The sequence below is a fragment of the Salipiger marinus genome (assembly GCF_035481585.1).
Taxonomy (GTDB): domain Bacteria; phylum Pseudomonadota; class Alphaproteobacteria; order Rhodobacterales; family Rhodobacteraceae; genus Salipiger; species Salipiger marinus.
Genome location: NZ_JAYKSL010000006.1, coordinates 274,798 through 291,047 on the forward strand (window position 1 = coordinate 274,798; position 16,250 = coordinate 291,047).

General features: G+C 69.1%; 19 protein-coding genes and 1 pseudogene. 5 read left to right on the forward strand and 15 right to left on the reverse strand.

The window, feature by feature from the left end:
- A pseudogene (locus tag VK682_RS10690) lies at nt 1-336 on the reverse strand (hypothetical protein); the annotation flags it as partial.
- 107 nt (nt 337-443) lie between these two features.
- Here VK682_RS10690 and VK682_RS10695 point away from each other — a divergent pair.
- Entirely contained in the window at nt 444-995 is a 552-nt protein-coding gene (locus VK682_RS10695) for an LOG family protein (RefSeq protein ID WP_324781771.1), read from the forward strand.
- Here VK682_RS10695 and rarD read toward each other — a convergent pair.
- The 10 genes from rarD to VK682_RS10745 form a co-directional block, all read right to left on the reverse strand.
- A complete protein-coding gene (gene rarD, locus VK682_RS10700; protein ID WP_324781772.1) occupies nt 938-1,852 on the reverse strand; it encodes an EamA family transporter RarD in 915 nt (304 codons plus the stop codon). The genes VK682_RS10695 and rarD overlap by 58 nt on opposite strands.
- Before the next feature lie 88 nt (nt 1,853-1,940).
- The gene (locus tag VK682_RS10705) at nt 1,941-2,396 is read right to left on the reverse strand and encodes a host attachment family protein (RefSeq protein WP_089850504.1); all 456 of its coding nucleotides are present in this window, start codon (nt 2,394-2,396) and stop codon (nt 1,941-1,943) included.
- Nucleotides 2,396-2,623 carry a hypothetical protein gene (locus VK682_RS10710; protein ID WP_324781773.1) on the reverse strand — a complete coding sequence of 76 codons (228 nt, stop codon included), beginning with the start codon at nt 2,621-2,623 and terminating at the stop codon, nt 2,396-2,398. Before VK682_RS10710 ends, VK682_RS10705 begins: the two co-directional genes overlap by 1 nt.
- A 333-nt stretch (nt 2,624-2,956) precedes the next feature.
- Nucleotides 2,957-3,250, reverse strand: a complete 294-nt coding sequence (locus VK682_RS10715; protein ID WP_324781774.1) for a hypothetical protein — start codon at nt 3,248-3,250, stop codon at nt 2,957-2,959.
- Between the two features lie 163 nt (nt 3,251-3,413).
- Nucleotides 3,414-4,013 (reverse strand): superoxide dismutase, encoded by a 600-nt coding sequence (locus tag VK682_RS10720; RefSeq protein WP_089850511.1) that lies wholly within the window; start codon nt 4,011-4,013, stop codon nt 3,414-3,416.
- Between the two features lie 102 nt (nt 4,014-4,115).
- Nucleotides 4,116-4,577, reverse strand: coding sequence for a hypothetical protein (locus VK682_RS10725; RefSeq protein WP_230794237.1), 462 nt, complete (start codon nt 4,575-4,577; stop codon nt 4,116-4,118).
- Nucleotides 4,578-4,654: 77 nt separating this feature from the next.
- A complete protein-coding gene (locus tag VK682_RS10730) occupies nt 4,655-5,236 on the reverse strand; it encodes a sarcosine oxidase subunit gamma (RefSeq protein ID WP_230794236.1) in 582 nt (193 codons plus the stop codon).
- Nucleotides 5,229-8,267 (reverse strand): sarcosine oxidase subunit alpha family protein, encoded by a 3,039-nt coding sequence (locus tag VK682_RS10735; protein WP_230794235.1) that lies wholly within the window; start codon nt 8,265-8,267, stop codon nt 5,229-5,231. The genes VK682_RS10730 and VK682_RS10735 overlap by 8 nt, the downstream gene beginning before the upstream one ends.
- Before the next feature lie 67 nt (nt 8,268-8,334).
- Nucleotides 8,335-8,661, reverse strand: coding sequence for a sarcosine oxidase subunit delta (locus tag VK682_RS10740; protein ID WP_230794234.1), 327 nt, complete (start codon nt 8,659-8,661; stop codon nt 8,335-8,337).
- Between the two features lie 69 nt (nt 8,662-8,730).
- Entirely contained in the window at nt 8,731-9,006 is a 276-nt protein-coding gene (locus VK682_RS10745; RefSeq protein WP_089850520.1) for a hypothetical protein, read from the reverse strand.
- Between the two features lie 245 nt (nt 9,007-9,251).
- Between VK682_RS10745 and VK682_RS10750 the strand changes: the two genes are divergently transcribed.
- Complete coding sequence (locus tag VK682_RS10750; protein WP_230794233.1) at nt 9,252-9,656, forward strand: hypothetical protein; 405 nt, start codon at nt 9,252-9,254, stop codon at nt 9,654-9,656.
- A gap of 29 nt (nt 9,657-9,685) precedes the next feature.
- On the opposite strand, the gene VK682_RS10755 is transcribed toward VK682_RS10750, so the two are convergent.
- Nucleotides 9,686-10,930 carry a sarcosine oxidase subunit beta family protein gene (locus tag VK682_RS10755; RefSeq protein ID WP_230794232.1) on the reverse strand — a complete coding sequence of 415 codons (1,245 nt, stop codon included), beginning with the start codon at nt 10,928-10,930 and terminating at the stop codon, nt 9,686-9,688.
- A 178-nt stretch (nt 10,931-11,108) separates the two neighbouring features.
- Between VK682_RS10755 and ccmI the strand changes: the two genes are divergently transcribed.
- From ccmI to VK682_RS10770, 3 genes are all read left to right on the forward strand, one after another.
- The gene (gene ccmI, locus VK682_RS10760) at nt 11,109-12,332 is read left to right on the forward strand and encodes a c-type cytochrome biogenesis protein CcmI (RefSeq protein ID WP_324781775.1); all 1,224 of its coding nucleotides are present in this window, start codon (nt 11,109-11,111) and stop codon (nt 12,330-12,332) included.
- 97 nt (nt 12,333-12,429) lie between these two features.
- Nucleotides 12,430-12,906 carry a Holliday junction resolvase RuvX gene (ruvX, locus tag VK682_RS10765; RefSeq protein ID WP_089850529.1) on the forward strand — a complete coding sequence of 159 codons (477 nt, stop codon included), beginning with the start codon at nt 12,430-12,432 and terminating at the stop codon, nt 12,904-12,906.
- Nucleotides 12,903-13,115: a DUF1289 domain-containing protein gene (locus tag VK682_RS10770; protein ID WP_324781776.1), complete on the forward strand. Its 213-nt coding sequence runs from the start codon at nt 12,903-12,905 to the stop codon at nt 13,113-13,115. Before ruvX ends, VK682_RS10770 begins: the two co-directional genes overlap by 4 nt.
- A gap of 140 nt (nt 13,116-13,255) precedes the next feature.
- Here the strand turns inward: VK682_RS10770 and VK682_RS10775 are convergent, their stop codons facing one another.
- The 3 genes from VK682_RS10775 to VK682_RS10785 form a co-directional block, all read right to left on the reverse strand.
- Nucleotides 13,256-14,077, reverse strand: coding sequence for a sulfite exporter TauE/SafE family protein (locus VK682_RS10775; protein WP_089850533.1), 822 nt, complete (start codon nt 14,075-14,077; stop codon nt 13,256-13,258).
- A gap of 57 nt (nt 14,078-14,134) precedes the next feature.
- On the reverse strand, nt 14,135-15,121 hold the full coding sequence (gene dusA, locus VK682_RS10780; protein ID WP_324781777.1) for a tRNA dihydrouridine(20/20a) synthase DusA: 987 nt from the start codon (nt 15,119-15,121) through the stop codon (nt 14,135-14,137).
- A gap of 577 nt (nt 15,122-15,698) precedes the next feature.
- The coding region (locus VK682_RS10785) for a hypothetical protein (RefSeq protein WP_324781778.1) at nt 15,699-16,250 on the reverse strand (552 nt) is incomplete at its 5' end.

The following is a 16,250-nucleotide window of genomic DNA, read 5'->3' on the forward strand; positions in this document are numbered from 1 at the left end:
GGAGGCCTCCGCCCAGGCAGCGGTGACGGCGGGCTGCGCCACCTCCGTGTCCGCCTGCGGTTCCGGCAGCGCGGGCGCGGCATCGGGATCAGGCGCGTCCTGCGCCACCGTGGCCACCGGTTCGGGCGGCGGCGCGGCGGGGGCGGGATCGGCTGTCGTGACCTCTGCCGGGGGAGACGGCGCCTCCGGCGCGGGGGTCGGCGCGGGGGAGGATGCCACGGCGGGATCGGCGGGATCCTCGGGCTTGGGCAGCGGCGCGAGGAACCCCGCCAGATAGAGGACGCCCACCGCAACTGCGATGCCCAGCCCTGCGCCTGCCAAGCTCTTCCTGTTCATGCCATCCCCTGATCCGGCCCGCGCGGACGATGTGCCCGCAGCGTGGTTGTGCACCTATAACAATCCCGTTATCAGCGGTCAAAACAGCAATTTTCCGGATCTGCAGCATGCTCTCCAAATCTGTCTGTGTCTATTGCGGTTCGCGCTTCGGTTGGGACCCGGCGCATAAGGAAACGGCACAGGCGCTTGGCCGCGCGCTGGCGGCAGAGGGCTGGCGGCTGGTCTATGGCGCGGGCGATGTCGGGCTGATGGGCGAGGTGGCGCGCGCGGCGCAGGGGGCGGGCGGCGACACCTTCGGCGTCATCCCCGCGCATCTGCTGGCGCTGGAGGTGGGCAAGCGCGACCTGACCCGCTTCGTGGTCACCGAGACCATGCACGAGCGCAAGAAGGTCATGCTGATGAATGCCGATGCGGTGGTGATGCTGCCCGGCGGCGCGGGCAGTCTGGACGAGTTTTTCGAGGCGCTGACATGGCGCCAGCTTGGCCTGCATGACAAGCCCATCGTGCTGCTGGATGCGGACGGGTTCTGGGATCCGCTGCGCGCGCTGCTGGCGCATGTGACCGGACAGGGTTTTGCCGAGCCGTCGCTGCTGGGCTATGTTCAGAGTGCGGCTTCGGCGGAAGAGGCCATGGCGCTTCTGCGCCGCGCCCTGTCCTGACGCAGCGCCGAGACGGTATAAAGCGCCAGCGCCGCCCAGATCAGCGCGAAGCTGACGGCACGGGCAGGGCCGAAGGGTTCGCCAAGGATCAGCACGGCGCCCAGAGCCTGCAGCGTCGGGTTGAGATATTGCAGAAGCCCCAGCGTTGACAGGTCCACCCGCCGCGCCGCCTCGGCAAAAAGCATCAGCGGCAGCGCGCTGAGGATCCCCGAGCCTGCCAGCAGCGCCGAGCGGGTCCAGTCCTGACCAAAAGCCCCCTGCCCCGAGATCTGTGCGGCGGCGATCCACAGAACCGCGAGCGGCAGCAGCACCAGCACCTCGGCAAAGACCGAAACCGCCCCGGGCGCCACGATGCGTTTCTTGGCCAGACCATAGAGGCTGAAGGTCAGGGCCAGCGCCAGCGCCATCCAGGGCGGGCTGCCCAGGCCCACGGCCAGCACCAGCACCGCTGCCGCTGCCAGCGCCACGGCCAGCCATTGCAGCAGCGCCAGCCTTTCGCGGTAGATCACCACCCCCAGCAGCACCGCGCAGATCGGGAAGATGTAATATCCCAGCGCGCTTTCGGTCACCCAGCCGCGCTGCACCGCGATCAGGTACAGCAGCCAGTTGGTGCCGATGGCGAGGGCAGCAAACACCGTCTCGCGCCGTCTGGCGGGATGGGTCAGCAGGGCGCGGGTCAGGTGCAGCCGCCCCTGCGCACCCAGCACCAATGCAAAGACCAGCGCCGACCACAGGGTGCGGTGCGCCAGCAGTTCCATCGCCGGAACATCGGAGAGTTCGCTGTAATATAGCGGCGCCAGCCCCCAGAGGGTGCAGGCGACGATCATGGCCAGAACGCCGAGGCGGGCGGGCGACATGGCGGTCCTCCGGCGGACAGAGCAGGAGGGCCCCGTCTTCGCCCGAAGGCTTACCGCCCGGCGGACCGGGCGGCAAGATGGGCCGGGCTCAGGCCTCGTCCAGCGCCTCGTGCAGCAGGCGTTCGATCTTGTCGATCGGGTGGTTGGTCAGGGTCTTGTCGATTTCCGCGACCACCTTGTCCTGCACCTCCTTGTGGAGCTTGCTGCGCAGCTCGCCCAGCGTGGCGGGGGGCGCCACCAGCACGATGCGGTCAAACGCACCCTTATGCGCCTGTTTATACAGGATATCGGCCAGATCATCGGCGAAACGGTCCTTGGCCAGCTGATGCCAGTCGGTATCGTCGAGCGCGGATTTCTGGCCCGGCCCGTTATCGGCCACGCGCCCGGGACGGTTGGCGGACTGTTCGCGGTCCGAGGGGTTTTCCTGCTGTTCGATGCGCACGACGTTGAGATCGGGGTTTTCCGCATCAAGGTCGTTGCGCAGGAACAGGGCCTTTTCCCCGTCCGCCACCAGAACCCATGTGCCTTGCGTGAGCACGCTCATCACACTTTCTCCTTGTCGCCGCTGCCGTTCTGATCCTGTGCGAGCGGACGGGTCTTGCCCGCCGAGGTCTCGTCATGGCGCTTTTCCTCGTCGCGGGTGCCGACCTTGCGGGCCATCTCGCCGCCTTTGCGGCCCTGCTGCTGGCTGGCGCCGGGGGCGTCCGGCGTGCCGTCGAGGATTTCCTGAGTTTCGCTGCGGCCGTCCTGCGATCTTGCTCTGTCGGGCATGAGAACCTCCATTTGCTTCTGGGTCTCAACGCATGGCGGGCGCGGCTGTTCCCGGGGCGCTGACAAGGGGGCTCTGCCCCCGTCCGCGCCAAGGCGCGGCCTCCCCCGGGATACTTCTGGTCAGAAGACGGCGCGCGGCGGCTCAGCCGGGCGGTGCTGTCAGGATGTCGGCGAAGGCCTGCCGGGCCGGGGCGGCGGTGCCGTCATTCTGGCCGGGCAGGCCACAGCTGGACGGGGGCGCGTCTTCGGCATGTTCGGACAGGGCCTGCCGCCGGAACGCCCGGGCGCAGGCGCTGTCGATGTGGTAAAGTACGGCCTGCCGCTGCTGCGGGCTCAGCGACCACGCACAGTCCTTGCTCGCCGCTTTGGCCGCGCGCAGCAGGGCTGCGATGTCGCGGGTTTCGGCGACTGCACCTCGGAGCTGACCGTCTCGAAGCGGTAGCCGTTGGGCAGGCCCGGCGTCGGGGATCGCGCGGCGCAGGTCGTGCCCGGCTCGCAGGCCTGTGTCGCCCCATAAAGATCGGCAAGGCTGCGCCATGTGGCATTGACGCGTCCGAATGTGGCACTGGCCTGCTGGGCATCCGCCGCCGTGTCGAGCATCAGCGGCGCCAGCATCATGAAACTCATCAGCACCACCGCCGGTGTTGCCCGGATCCTGACGGTCCAGAAAAAGCCGGGACGCGCAAAATACCTTCTGTCGCCTCTCGCCGCTTCGCTGCGGAGAAGACTGGACCAAGAAAAATCCCCCGCAGTGGCTGCGGGGGATGTCTGTGCTGTCCGGAGACGGAGATCAGAGGCGCGAGGCCACGTTTTCCCAGTTCACCAGATTGTCGAGGAAGTTCGCCAGATAGGCGGGGCGCTTGTTGCGGAAGTCGATGTAGTAGGAATGCTCCCACACGTCGCAGCCCAGCAGCGCAGTCTGGCCGAAGCAGAGCGGGTTCACGCCGTTTTCGGTCTTGGTGATCTTCAGGCCGCCATCGGCGCCCTTCACCAGCCACGCCCAGCCCGAGCCGAACTGGCCCGCACCGGCGGCGGCAAAATCTTCCTTGAACTTGTCGATGGAGCCGAAGCTGTCCTTCAGCGCCGCTTCCAGTTCGGACGGGATCGAGTTGTCGCCCGGGCCCATCATTTCCCAGAACTGGCTGTGGTTCCAGTGCTGCGAGGCGTTGTTGAAGATGCCGTTCTGGGCCACCGCGTCGGGCTGGTAGGTGCCCTTGACGATGTCCTCAAGGCTCTTGCCTGCCCATTCGGTGCCGTCGACCAGCTTGTTCAGCGTGGTGACATAGGTGTTGTGGTGCAGGTCGTGGTGATATTCCAGCGTCTCCTGCGACATGCCTTTGGACGCGAGCGCATCATGGGCATAGGGGAGATCGGGAAGTTCAAAGGACATATGCGTTTCCTTTCGCCTGTCGGTGAGTTCCGTCTCATTCCTAGGCCAAGGGGCCGCAAGGTCAAGCGCCGTTCCCCCGGGACGGGTGCGATGACCGCCGCCTTACTCGGCTTCGAGCGGCGACCACTGGCAGCGCCCGGAGGCGATGAAGCGGTTGTCATAGCCGCCGGGCGAGGCAGAGATCTGCACCGAACCGTCGCGCAGCTGGATCGTGGCGCGGTACAGCATCCGCCGCGCCTGATTTCCCGCCGCATCGCGCACCGGAAAATCCCAGGCATAGGTCACGCGGCGGCTGTTGAGCACGGCAACACGTCCCGCCACCGGCTGGCCGCTGTTATAGGCCAACCCCACCGAATCCGAGATGATCACCAGATCCTGCGCCGGATCATGGCCGATGAACACGACCTCGGGCACCCAGTTCTGGCTGCGCGGCACCTTGAGCTGGCACAGGATGCCCAAAGGCGCCTCTCCGGGCCGGGGGCTGCCGGTCTGCTGTGCTGCGGCGCTCCCTGCCGTGGTAACGCACAGCAGCAGCGCCGCAAGCGCGGCCTTGGTTCTGGTCATGGTTGCGCCCTTTTCTGCTCGTGCCCGCCTGAGCCCAAGGCTAGGCGGGCACGCGCGGCGGCGCAATGCGCATCCGCTCAGAAATAGGCAAGTTCCGCGCCGGGGGCCGCCGCCCCCGACAGCAGCCGGAAGGTGTAATCCGCCACCGACCGGAAGCACAGCACCTGCATGTCGCCTTCGGCCACATGCACCACCGCCGCCGCCACCTGCGCCAGCCGGGTGCGGCGCAGATGCCCGGCCGGAAAGGCGGCGGGCGCCATGTCGGCGGGTGTCAGCCGCGCCATCACCTCGCGCAGATGCGGGCCGGTCAGGCGGAACCGGGCGCGGGCATCAGACACGTCCAGCACCAGCGCATGCACCGCCGCCGCATCAAGCCGCGCCTGCAGGGCACGCGCCGCCTCTGCCGCCTCGGCGCGGGGCAGCAGCAGCAGCAGCTCGTCGGGCGACATCCACAGCAGCCCGCGCTCCGGCGTGCCGGAGATCTGCCAGATGCCGGGCATCGCGCAGCCCGCCTGTGCCGTCACCGCCTCGGCAAAGGTGGTGTCGGCCAGATCGCCCCGGATCGACACCTGCCCGCCGGGGGCCAGTTCCTCGACCAGCACCGCGCCTTCGAACCGGGCGCCCTGCAGCGGCAGGACGGGAAAGGGACCATCAGACATCGTTCTTCTTCCCTTCGGGATCGTAAAAGACCGGGCTCACGATGCGGGCCTTGACGGTGGTGGCGGCCTCGTCGGCGGCGTCGTAATCCTCGGTGGTGAAGACCAGTTCCTCGCCCATGCGGTCGGGACCGTGGCGGACCAGACCCATCGCGATGCCCCGGCCCAGCGTGGGCGAGCGGTAGGACGAGGTGACCCGGCCTTGGGTGTTGCGCTGGCCATTGGCGTTCTTGCCCGGCGCCAGCGCCAGCGCGCCGGTGGGCAGCACCGATCCGTCCAGCGTTTCCAGCCCGACCAGCTGCCAGCGTTCGGGGCTGGCCATGAAGCTGCGCTCCTGCGCGCGCTTGCCCAGATAATCGGCCTTCTTCTTCGAGATCGCCCAGCCCAGACCCAGATCCTGCGGGATCACCGTGCCGTCGGTTTCATCGCCGATCATGATGAAGCCCTTTTCGGCGCGCAGCACATGCAGCGCCTCGGTGCCATAGGGGGTGGGCTGCCATTGGGCGCCCTCTTTCAGCAGCCGGTCCCAGAAGGCGCGGCCCAGATTGGCGGGCAGCGCCACCTCATAGGACAGCTCGCCCGAGAAGGAGATGCGGAACACCCGCACCGGGAAGCCGCCCAGCGTGCCTTCGGCCCATGTCATGAAGGGCAGCGCCTCGCGCGAGACATCCATGCCGCCCAGCTTTTCCAGAAGCGCGCGGGCCTTGGGGCCGACCACTGCGATCTGCGCAAATTCTTCGGTGACATTGGCGGTATAAACCTGCCAGTCCCACCATTCGCATTGCAGCCAGTCTTCCATATGCGCATGGATCCGGTCGGCGCCGCCGGTGGTGGTGTGGCAGAGCCACGTATCCTCGGCCAGACGCGCCACCACGCCATCGTCGATCAGGAAGCCGTTTTCCGAACACATCAGCCCGTAGCGGCATTTGCCCACCGGCAGCGTGCTCATCATGTTGGTGTAGAGCATGTCGAGGAAGCGGCCCGCATCCGGGCCCTTGACCACGATCTTGCCCAGCGTCGAGGCGTCGAGCAGCCCGAGGCTGGTGCGGGCGGCGGTCACTTCACGGGCGACGGCGGCGTGCCGGTCCTCGCCGGTGCGGCGGTAGCAATAGGGGCGGCGCCACTGGCCCACCGGCTCCCAGTCGGCGCCATTGGCCTCGTGCCAGCTGTGCAGCGGGGTGCGGCGCAGCGGCTGGAAGATCTCGCCGCGCGCCTCGCCCGCGATGGCGCCCATGGAGATGGGCGTATAGGGCGGGCGGAAGGTGGTGGTGCCCACCTGCGGGATCGCCTGCCCCAGCGTGTCCGACAGCACGGCCAGACCGTTGATGTTGCTGAGCTTGCCCTGATCCGTCGCCATGCCGAGCGTGGTGTAGCGCTTGGCATGTTCCACGCTTTCATAGCCTTCGCGGGCGGCCAGCTGCACATCCGACAGCTTCACGTCGTTCTGGTAATCAAGGAAGGCCTTCATCCGCAGGTCGGGCGTGGCCTTGCGCGGCATGATCCAGATCGGATCGAGCGGCGCCTCGGGGGTATCCTCGCCCTGCGGCACGGAGATGTCGGCGGTGGTGAAGCCGCAGGCGGCGGCGGCATTTTTCCCAGCGGTGGCGGCATCCTGCAGCAGGGTGTTCAGATGCAGCTCGCCATTGGCGGCACCTGCCGCATGGACCATGGCCGCCCCATCGGCGCCCGTGGCGGGCCGGGCGGGGTCGGGACGGAAGAACGCCCCCGCCGCATCCCATGTCAGCTTGCCGCCGCAATGCGACCACAGATGCACGACCGGCGACCAGCCGCCCGCCATGGCGACCGCGTCGCAGGCGATCTCTTCCAGCACGGCGCCAGTGCCCTCGGCGAGACAGGTCGCCACACCGGTGACGCGCTTGCCGCCCAGCACCTTGGCCACGGCACGGCCCGGCTCGATCCGCAGACCGGCCTCGCGCGCCTCGGCGGCCAGCGCCCCGCCGCCCATGGGCCGGGCGTCAAGGATCGCGGGCACGTCGAGCCCGGCGCGGTGCAGCGCCAGCGCGGTGCGGTAGCCGTCATCGTTGTTGGTGACGATCACGGTGCGCTGGCCGGGGGCCACGCCGTAATTCACCACGTAATCGCGCATGGCAGAGGCCAGCATGACGCCGGGCAGGTCATTGCCCGCAAAGCTGAGCGGGCGTTCGATGGCGCCGGTGGCGGTGACGATCTGGCGGGCGCGGATCCGCCACAGCCGGTGGCGCGGGCCGGGCTGGCCCGGCGCGTGATCGGTCAGCCGTTCATAACCCAGCACATAGCCGTGGTCATGCACGCCCGCCCCCATCAGCCGCGCCACGCGGCGCAGGTTGGGCAGCGCGTCCAGTTCCGCCAGCGTGTGGTGAATCCAAGCCTCGGGCGCCTCGCCTTCGATGGTGCCGCCATCAACCGGGGCGCGCCCGCCCCAATGCGGGCTCTGTTCGATCAGCAGCACCTCGGCGCCGGTGGCGGCGGCGGATTTGGCCGCCATCAGCCCCGCAACACCGCCGCCGATCACCAGCACGTCGGTGAAGACGTGGAAATGTTCATAGCTGTCGGCATCGCGGCTTTCGGGATGCGGCGCGCGGCCAAGTCCTGCGGCGCGGCGGATCACCGGCTCGTAGACATGTTTCCAGAAGGCGCGCGGCCAGAGGAAGGTCTTGTAATAGAAGCCCGCCGGCAGGAAGCGCGACAGCGCCACGTTCACCGCGCCGATGTCGCGGTCAAGGCTGGGCCAGCGGTTCTGGCTTTCCGCCACCAGCCCGTCGAAAAGCTCGGTGGTGGTGGCACGCTGGTTCGGCTCGAACCGCGGCCCCTGCCCCAGCCCGACCAGCGCGTTCGGCTCCTCGGCGCCCGAGGCCACGATGCCGCGCGGGCGGTGGTATTTGAAGCTGCGGCCCACGAGCAGGCGGTCATTGGCCAGCAGGGCCGAGGCCAGCGTGTCGCCGGGATGACCGGTCAGGGTGGTGCCGTCGAAGCTGAAGCGGATCTCGCGCGATCTGTCGGTAAAGCGGCCGCCGGTGGAAAGGCGCAGGCTCATGTCTTGACCCTCGGGAATGTGGATGCGCCGGAGCCTCCGGCGGGAGTTTTCTGGGCAAGATGAAACATCATGACGCGCCCTGCCCCCAGTCGGGATGGCGCTGCCGGATGCGGTCGATGATCTGGGGCGGCGGGGCGGAGGTCTGGGCGCGGTAAGTGCCATAGACTTCCATGGTCACGGAATCGCGGGCCGCGAGGAACCATTTGCCGCAGCCATAGGCATGGCGCCAGCGTTCCAGCACCACGCCGCGCGGGTTGTCCCGGTTGAAAAGGTAGTTCTCGAGCGCGGCATCGGGGGCGCCGGGCCCCTCGCGGCGCAGATGCGCCTCGCCGCCGGGCGCAAGTTCGATTTCCGCAGCCTGAAGACCGCAGCAGGGACAGGTGAGGATCAGCATGACGCCGCTCCCTTGGTTGAAGGGCGCGGGGCGCCGGAACAGGAAAGGAAAGGCCGGGGCGCCGCGGATTCAGCCGCCGCCCAGCAGGCCCTCGACGGCGCGGGCGGCGTTCTGCGCGGCGCGCGCGGGACCGGAGAGGTCGCGCTGCCCGTCGCCGGTGCTGTCATCAAGCGTGACGCCGGATCCCGATCCGGCCTCCAGCAGGGACCAGATGAGGACGGCGATGACCACGATCGCCACGCCTGCGCCGAAGGCCAGCAGGCTCTGGACGCCGCTGCCAAGCAGGGAGCGGCGCCGCGGCGGGCGGCGGGTCCGGTGCGGATCGGGGCGGGCGGGATCAGGCATGCGGCATCCTCTGTTCCGGAACGGTGCGGACCAGAAACCTGCGAAAGGCGGCAGAGGTTCCCTGCTTTTGCGCCCTGTGCGTCAAACCTGCCCGGAAACCCGGCAGACCCCCCTGCGGCCTGCCTGAATTTGCGGCGCAGGCCCGGGTCACGCCGGGTCACCCCGGCCAATCCATAACCGGTTATTAACCACGAGGCGTCCAGATACGGGTCCGGTTTTCCCAGTCCCCAGAGCAAGGCGTTTGTATGAGCCGACAGATCATCCTGACCTTCACCAGCCATCGCGGGCGCCGCTTTCCGGTGGAGCTGTTCACCCCTGACACGCCCTTTGCCGAGGAAGGCGCGGTCTATCTGTACCTGCGCCTGCCCGCAGGCCGCGCCGTGCAGGCGCAGATCCTGCATGTGGGCGCCACCGCGGCACTTGGCCGCCAGATCGCGCAGGACCGGCAGAGCGGGCTTTTCGCACGGGTGGCCGCGCTGGGGTTCGACACGGTCGGCGCCGTGGCGCTGGCCCGCCCGTCGGAGCGCGCGCAGATCGCGCAGGAATTCATCCAGAGCTGGCACCCGCCCTGCAACGACGGCCACGGCGCGCTGGCCGGGCTGATGGGCCTGCCCGCGCCGCTGCCCCGCCTGCCGGGACCGCGCGCCTGACTTAGGCCCGGTAAAATGGCGGGCTGCGGTCAATGCGCCACCCCTGCCGCCACGGATTCGTCGATGAAGCGGCCCTCGCGGAACCGGTCGAGCCCGAATTCCGTGCAGAGCGGCGAGGCGCCCTTGGCCATCAGTTCGGCAAAGCCCCAGCCGGATCCGGGGATCGCCTTGAACCCGCCGGTGCCCCAGCCGCAGTTGAAGAAACAGCCCTCCAGCGGGGTCTTTGACAGGATGGGCGAGCGGTCGCCGGTCACGTCGACGATGCCGCCCCATTGCCGCAGCATCTTCAGCCGCGAGATCATCGGGAAGGTCTCGATCAGGGCGCGCACCGTCTCCTCGATATGGTGGAAGCTGCCGCGCTGCGTGTAGTTCACAAATCCGTCGGTGCCGCCGCCGATCACCATTTCGCCCTTGTCGGACTGGCTCATGTAGCCGTGCACGGTATTGGCCATCACCACCACATCCATGCAGGGCTTGATCGGTTCAGAGACCAGCGCCTGCAGCGCCACGCTTTCGATGGGCAGGCGGAAGCCCGCCATTTCGGCCAGAACGCCGGAATGGCCCGCCACCACCACGCCCAGCCTGTCGCAGCCGATCTCGCCGCGCGTGGTGGCGATGCCGCGCACCCGCCCGCCTTCGGAACGGATCGCCGTCACCTCGGTGTTCTGCAGGATGTCCATGCCCATGTCGGAACAGGCCCGCGCATAGCCCCAGGCCACCGCGTCATGCCGCGCCGTGCCGCCACGCGCCTGCCAGAGCGCGCCCAGCACCGGATAGCGCGGCCCGTCCACGTTCATGATCGGGCAAAGCCGCTTGATCTCGCGCGGGCCGATCATCTCGGTCTCGACGCCCTGCAGCCGGTTGGCATGCACCGTGCGCTGGTAGCCGCGCAGTTCATGTTCGGTCTGGGCCAGCATCATCAGCCCGCGCGGGCTGAACATCACGTTGTAATTCAGATCCTGACTCAGCGTCTCATAGAGGCTGCGCGCCTTCTCGTAGATCGCGGCAGAGGGATCCTGCAGATAGTTCGACCGGATGATCGTGGTGTTGCGCCCCGTGTTGCCGCCGCCGAGCCAGCCCTTTTCCACGATGGCGACATTGGTGATGCCGAAATTCTTGCCCAGGTAATAGGCGGTGGCGAGCCCGTGGCCGCCGCCGCCCACGATCACCACGTCGTAACGCGGCTTGGGCTCGGGCTTGCGCCAGGCGCGGGTCCATCCGCTGTGGTACCGGGCCGCTTCACGGGCGATGGCAAAGGCCGAATATCGTGTCATGGTCCTCGAATCCGCGTCTGACGTGCTGCACTCTCCTACGACTGCACCACGCGGGCCCCGCATCCGCAACCGTCACAATTCCGCACAGTTGCGACATGCGTCAGATGGCCCGGCTTCCGGCTCTTTTGTCCAGCCGCCCGGGGCTGTACAGGAAGGCACAGACAAGGGAGGTCATGCGATGCTGTTCTGGATCCTCTGTGGCGCTGCGGCGCTGGTGGTTGCCGCTGCTCTGGCGGCGGCCCTGCTGCGCGGGCGGCCCGAGCCTGCCTCCGCCGAAAGCCATGATCTGAGGGTCTATCGCGACCAGCTGGCCGAGATCGACCGCGACCGCACCCGCGGCACCATCGGCCCCGAAGAGGCCGAGCGGCTGCGCGCCGAAGTGTCGCGCCGCATCCTCGCCACCGACAGCCGCCGCCCCTCCGCCACCGCCGCCCGGACCGGCGGCCCATCAGGCTGGATCGCGGCAGGGGTCATGACGCTGGTGCTGGTCGGGGCCGCGCTGGCGCTTTACCGCAGCCTTGGCGCGTCGGGCTATCCCGATCAGGCGCTGGCGCAGCGCATCGCCATGGCGCGCGAGCTGCGCGAGACCCGCCCCAGCCAGTCCGAGGCCGAGGCCGCGCTGCCCGCCGCGCCCCCCGCCGAGGCGCCGCCCGAATATCTCGCGCTGGTGGAGCGGCTGCGCGGCGCCGTGGCCGACCGCCCCGGCGAGGTGCAGGGCCATGTGCTGCTGGCCCGGTCCGAAGCGGCGCTTGGCAATTACCGCGCCGCCGCCGAGGCGCAGCAGCGGGTGATCGACCTGAAGGGCGACAGCGCCCTTCCGGAGGATTACGCCGATCTGGCCGACATGCTGGTGCTGGCGGCGGGCGGCTATGTCTCGCCCGAGGCCGAGGCGGTGCTGGACGAAACCCTGCGCCGCGATCCCGGCAATGGCGTCGCGCGCTATTACGGCGGGCTGATGATGGCCCAGACCGGGCGGCCCGACGCGGCCTTCCGGCTCTGGGACGCGCTGCTGCGCGACAGCGCCCCCGACGATCCTTGGGTGCCTGCGGTGATGGACCAGATCCCCGAAATGGCGGCACGCGCCGGGGTCAACAATTACCAGCCCCCCGTCACCGCCCCGCTGCCCGGCCCCAGCGCCGAAGATATGGACGCCGCCGCCGGGATGTCCGAGGAAGACCGTCAGGCCATGATCGAAGGCATGGTCAGCCAGCTCTCCGACCGGCTGGCGGCGCAGGGCGGCACGCCGCAGGAATGGGCGCGGCTGCTGTCGGCGCTGGGGGTCTTGGGCGACACAGACCGCGCCCGCGCCATCTGGGCGGAGGCGCAGACCGTCTTCGCCACCCGCCCCGAAGCGCTGGCCACCGTGCGCGCAGGCGCCGAAGCGGCGGGGGTGGCGGAATGACCATGGCATCCATCGGCTGCAAATATCCCGGGGGGGGCGCGCGGAACGCGCGCGGGGGGCAGCGCCCCCCCGCCTCCCGTGCCGCCGGAGCCCGGCCATGATCCACGAGGACATCACCGAATTTGCGACAGCCCTGCCGCCTTTCACCGGCATCGCGGGGCTCGATCTGGGCACCAAGACCATTGGCGTCGCGCTGTCGGACCGGCTGCTGACCGTGGCCACGCCGCTGGAAACCATCCGCCGCAAGAAATTCACCCTTGATGCCGAGGCGCTGCTGGCCCTCCTGCGCGGGCGCGAGGCGGGCGGCATCGTGCTGGGCCTGCCGCGCAACATGGATGGCAGCGAAGGTCCGCGCTGCCAGTCCACCCGCGCCTTTGCCCGCAATTTCGCGCAGATCTGGCCCGGCCCGATCACCTACTGGGACGAACGCCTGTCCACCGTCGCCGCCGAACGCGCCCTGCTGGAGGCGGATACCTCGCGCCGCCGCCGCGCCGAACTCATCGACCATGTGGCGGCCTCGTTCATCCTGCAGGGCGCGCTCGACCGGCTGCGCCACCTGCGCGATCACGCATGACCGACGCCCCGCAAAGCCCCTGCGTCAAACTCTGCGCCATCGACGCAGGCTCGGGCCTGTGCCGGGGCTGCCTGCGCAGCCTTGACGAGATCGCGGCATGGGGCAGGCTCGATCCGCAGGCGCAGCGCGCGATCCTCGCCGACCTGCCGCACCGCACCGCCCGGCTTTCGGCCTCCTCGCAGGACGCCCCGCCGCTTTCCCGCCGCTGACCCGGGCCCCATCGCGCGGCACGGCCCGGGCAGCCGGGCCACCCCCTCGCAGGGGCTCTGGCCACGGCGCATCGCACATAAAAATCGCGCCTCCCCTGCGGAAGGCGCGACATAAGGCCAGACCCGTCAGGCGCCCCGGATCAGAACAGCGACTTGCGCAGCATGTTGACGGCCACGATCAGGATGAACACCGCAAAGGCGCGGCGCAGGGTCTTGTCCTGAATGGAATGGGCCAGCTTCGCGCCCATGGGCGCGGTGATCAGCGTCATCGAGATGGCGATCAGGAAGGCGCCCAGATTGACCGCGCCGAAGGTCAGCGGCGGGCGCACCTCCTCGGGGATCTCCACCAGCAGGAAGGCCGCGACCGAGGGCACCGCGATCAGCAGGCCGAAGCCCGCCGCCGTGGCCACGGCGCGATGGATCGGCACCGCGCAGAGCGTCATCAGCGGCACGCCGAAACTGCCGCCGCCAATGCCCATCAGCACCGACAGGAAGCCCACCACCGGCGACAGCGACAGCCGCTTCCAGCCGGTGGGCATCGCATCCGCCAGCCGCCATTCGCGCTTGCCGAAAGCGAAATAGAGCCCGATACACACCGCCAGAACCCCGAACAGCGCCTGCAGGAATGTGGTGGTCAGCCGCGAGGCCGCAGCCACCCCGATCAGCGCCCCCACCGCGATGCCGGGCGCCCATGTCCTGAGGATGCTCCAGTCCACAGCGCCCTTCTTGTTGTGCGACATGACCGACCGGGCCGAGGTGACGATGATCGTGGCCAGCGAGGTGGCAAGGCAGATCTGCATCAGCCACGGGCTGCCATAGCCCAGCGTTTCGAAGGTGAAGAGGAAGGCGGGCACCAGCACGATGCCCCCTCCCACGCCCAGAAGTCCGGCCAGAATGCCCGCAAAGGCGCTGGTGACCATCAAAAGCCCCAGCAGGGGCAGCAGGGTTGCGACATCGAACATGGGGCGGGCTCCTCTTTGCCTTTTGCGCTTAGCCCCGCCCGCGCGCGGGCGCAAGGCTCAGGCGGCAGGCTCCAGCTGCGCCAGCGCCGCCTCCACCACCTCGGGGCCCGCGCCGGGGCGGTGCGCCTGTTCCGACAGCAGCCGCCGCCAGCCCCGCGCGCCGGGACGCCCGGCAAAGAGCCCCAGCATGTGGCGGGTGATCTGGTTGAGCTTGCCGCCCGAAGCCAGATGCCGTTCGATATAGGGCAGCATGGCGCGGGCCACGTCCTCGGGCGCGGGGGCCGCGCGGGCCTCGCCGAAGATCCGGGCATCGGCCTCCGCCAGAATGTCCCAAGGCTGGTGATAGGCGGCACGGCCCACCATCACCCCGGACAGGCCCTGCGCCAGCAGCGTCTCTGCCTCGGCAAGGCTCTGCACCCCGCCATTGATCGAAATCTGCAGATCCGGAAAGGCCTGCGCCATCTCCAGCACCAGCGCGTAATCGAGCGGCGGAATGTCGCGGTTTTCCTTGGGGCTGAGCCCCTGCAGCCACGCCTTGCGCGCATGGATGATGACCCGCTGGCAGCCCGCCTGCGCCACCTGCTCCAGAAACGCGGGCAGCACCTCGCGCGGCTCCTGATCGTCCACCCCAATGCGGCATTTCACCGTGACCTCCGCCGTCACCGCCGCGCGCATCGCCGCGACGCAGTCGGCCACAAGGCCGGGATGTTTCATCAGCACCGCGCCGAAAGTGCCCGACTGCACCCGGTCGGAGGGGCAGCCGCAGTTGAGGTTGATCTCGGGATAGCCCGCCGCCTGCCCCAGCCGCGCCGCCTGCGCCAGTTCCTGCGGATCGGAGCCGCCAAGCTGCAGCGCGACCGGCTGCTCTGCGGCATCGTGATCCAGCAGATGCACCGCCCCCCCGCGCACCAGCGCGGGCGCCGTCACCATCTCGGTATATAGCAGCGCCCGATGCGACAGCAGCCGGTGCAGATACCGGCAGTGGCGGTCCGTCCAGTCCATCATCGGGGCCACGGACAGTCTGTAGGGCTTATGGTCTTTCATGGTTCCAGCAATTCCATCCGGTGACCGGCCCTGCCCCTGCTCCGGGCAGCACCACGACATCTTGGGATGTCTCCTTATACGACGATTTTCTGCACGCGGGGCGCAGACAGAACGGCCTCGGTCTGCCTGCGGGCAGAGGCAGGACCGGGGCGGGCCACGGCCCCGCCTGACTGAGCCCGGTGACCTGATCGGCCGTCCTATAGCCGATCCGCGCGCCAGAGGGAAACCACCCCGTCACGGCAAGGCGGCCCCTGCCCCGGATCAAGGCGCGGCCAGCGTCGCGTTATTGGCGAGCACGCCGCCAGCCGCTGTGGGATCGCGCAGCCCACGCCGCCAAAGACAGGATCAGGGCCGCGCTGTTCCAGACCGCTCCCCGTCAGCGTGGCCTGCACCGGATCAGTGGTGCCGTGGCGAAACGCTCAGCCCCGCGCCACCTCGATCCGGCTCAGATCGCCCTCCACCCGGGATCACATGGAGCCCGAGGCGTCAAAGACGACCACCATGGCCCGGTCTGCAAGCGCCGGGCTGGCGCAGGCGGCCAGCACAAACGCCGCCGCCACGGGGGAAAAGGGTCTGGTCATCGCGAAAGGCCCTTCATCAGAGTCAGGGCGACGGTCAGATGGTCGTTCAGACTGGCAAGGTCAGAGGCAAAGGCGGGGATCAGCGCCTCTGCCAGCAGCGGCTGCGGCAGCAGCGGCGGCTCCAGCGCGCCGTCAAAAAGCGCAAGCGGGGTCAGCACCACCAGCCGCCCGGGACGGATCACCACCCAAGGCCGCAGGCCGCTGCCCGGCGCCACCTCCCCCGTCGCGGTACGGTCGGCACGGGCCAGCGCCTCGATCCCGGCAAAGGCGGCGCGGGCGGCAGGGCCCAGCACCTCTGCATCACTATAAACCCGGTAACGCGCATCAAACCCGGCATCCCCGGTCTGGCTTACGGACAGGCCATGCGTCAGGCCCGGCGCGGCCCGCGCCTGCGCGGGGGCATCCTCGGCCACAACCACGGTGAGGGCGCCGGACAGGTCGTCGGGCGCCTCGGGGGCGGTGATCTCGGTGACGACGAAACACAGGCCTGCGCCGTTTTCGGTGCTGCGGTTGCCTGCGGTGCCGAACTGCAGCCCCACGCGGGACAC

Coding starts and splice junctions, on each gene's coding strand:
- VK682_RS10695 (WP_324781771.1), top strand. CDS start 444: ATGCTCTCCAAATCTGTCTGTGTCTATTGCGGTTCGCGCTTCGGTTGG.
- rarD (WP_324781772.1), bottom strand. CDS start 1,852: ATGTCGCCCGCCCGCCTCGGCGTTCTGGCCATGATCGTCGCCTGCACC.
- VK682_RS10705 (WP_089850504.1), bottom strand. CDS start 2,396: ATGAGCGTGCTCACGCAAGGCACATGGGTTCTGGTGGCGGACGGGGAA.
- VK682_RS10710 (WP_324781773.1), bottom strand. CDS start 2,623: ATGCCCGACAGAGCAAGATCGCAGGACGGCCGCAGCGAAACTCAGGAA.
- VK682_RS10715 (WP_324781774.1), bottom strand. CDS start 3,250: ATGAGTTTCATGATGCTGGCGCCGCTGATGCTCGACACGGCGGCGGAT.
- VK682_RS10720 (WP_089850511.1), bottom strand. CDS start 4,013: ATGTCCTTTGAACTTCCCGATCTCCCCTATGCCCATGATGCGCTCGCG.
- VK682_RS10725 (WP_230794237.1), bottom strand. CDS start 4,577: ATGACCAGAACCAAGGCCGCGCTTGCGGCGCTGCTGCTGTGCGTTACC.
- VK682_RS10730 (WP_230794236.1), bottom strand. CDS start 5,236: ATGTCTGATGGTCCCTTTCCCGTCCTGCCGCTGCAGGGCGCCCGGTTC.
- VK682_RS10735 (WP_230794235.1), bottom strand. CDS start 8,267: ATGAGCCTGCGCCTTTCCACCGGCGGCCGCTTTACCGACAGATCGCGC.
- VK682_RS10740 (WP_230794234.1), bottom strand. CDS start 8,661: ATGCTGATCCTCACCTGTCCCTGCTGCGGTCTTCAGGCTGCGGAAATC.
- VK682_RS10745 (WP_089850520.1), bottom strand. CDS start 9,006: ATGCCTGATCCCGCCCGCCCCGATCCGCACCGGACCCGCCGCCCGCCG.
- VK682_RS10750 (WP_230794233.1), top strand. CDS start 9,252: ATGAGCCGACAGATCATCCTGACCTTCACCAGCCATCGCGGGCGCCGC.
- VK682_RS10755 (WP_230794232.1), bottom strand. CDS start 10,930: ATGACACGATATTCGGCCTTTGCCATCGCCCGTGAAGCGGCCCGGTAC.
- ccmI (WP_324781775.1), top strand. CDS start 11,109: ATGCTGTTCTGGATCCTCTGTGGCGCTGCGGCGCTGGTGGTTGCCGCT.
- ruvX (WP_089850529.1), top strand. CDS start 12,430: ATGATCCACGAGGACATCACCGAATTTGCGACAGCCCTGCCGCCTTTC.
- VK682_RS10770 (WP_324781776.1), top strand. CDS start 12,903: ATGACCGACGCCCCGCAAAGCCCCTGCGTCAAACTCTGCGCCATCGAC.
- VK682_RS10775 (WP_089850533.1), bottom strand. CDS start 14,077: ATGTTCGATGTCGCAACCCTGCTGCCCCTGCTGGGGCTTTTGATGGTC.
- dusA (WP_324781777.1), bottom strand. CDS start 15,121: ATGAAAGACCATAAGCCCTACAGACTGTCCGTGGCCCCGATGATGGAC.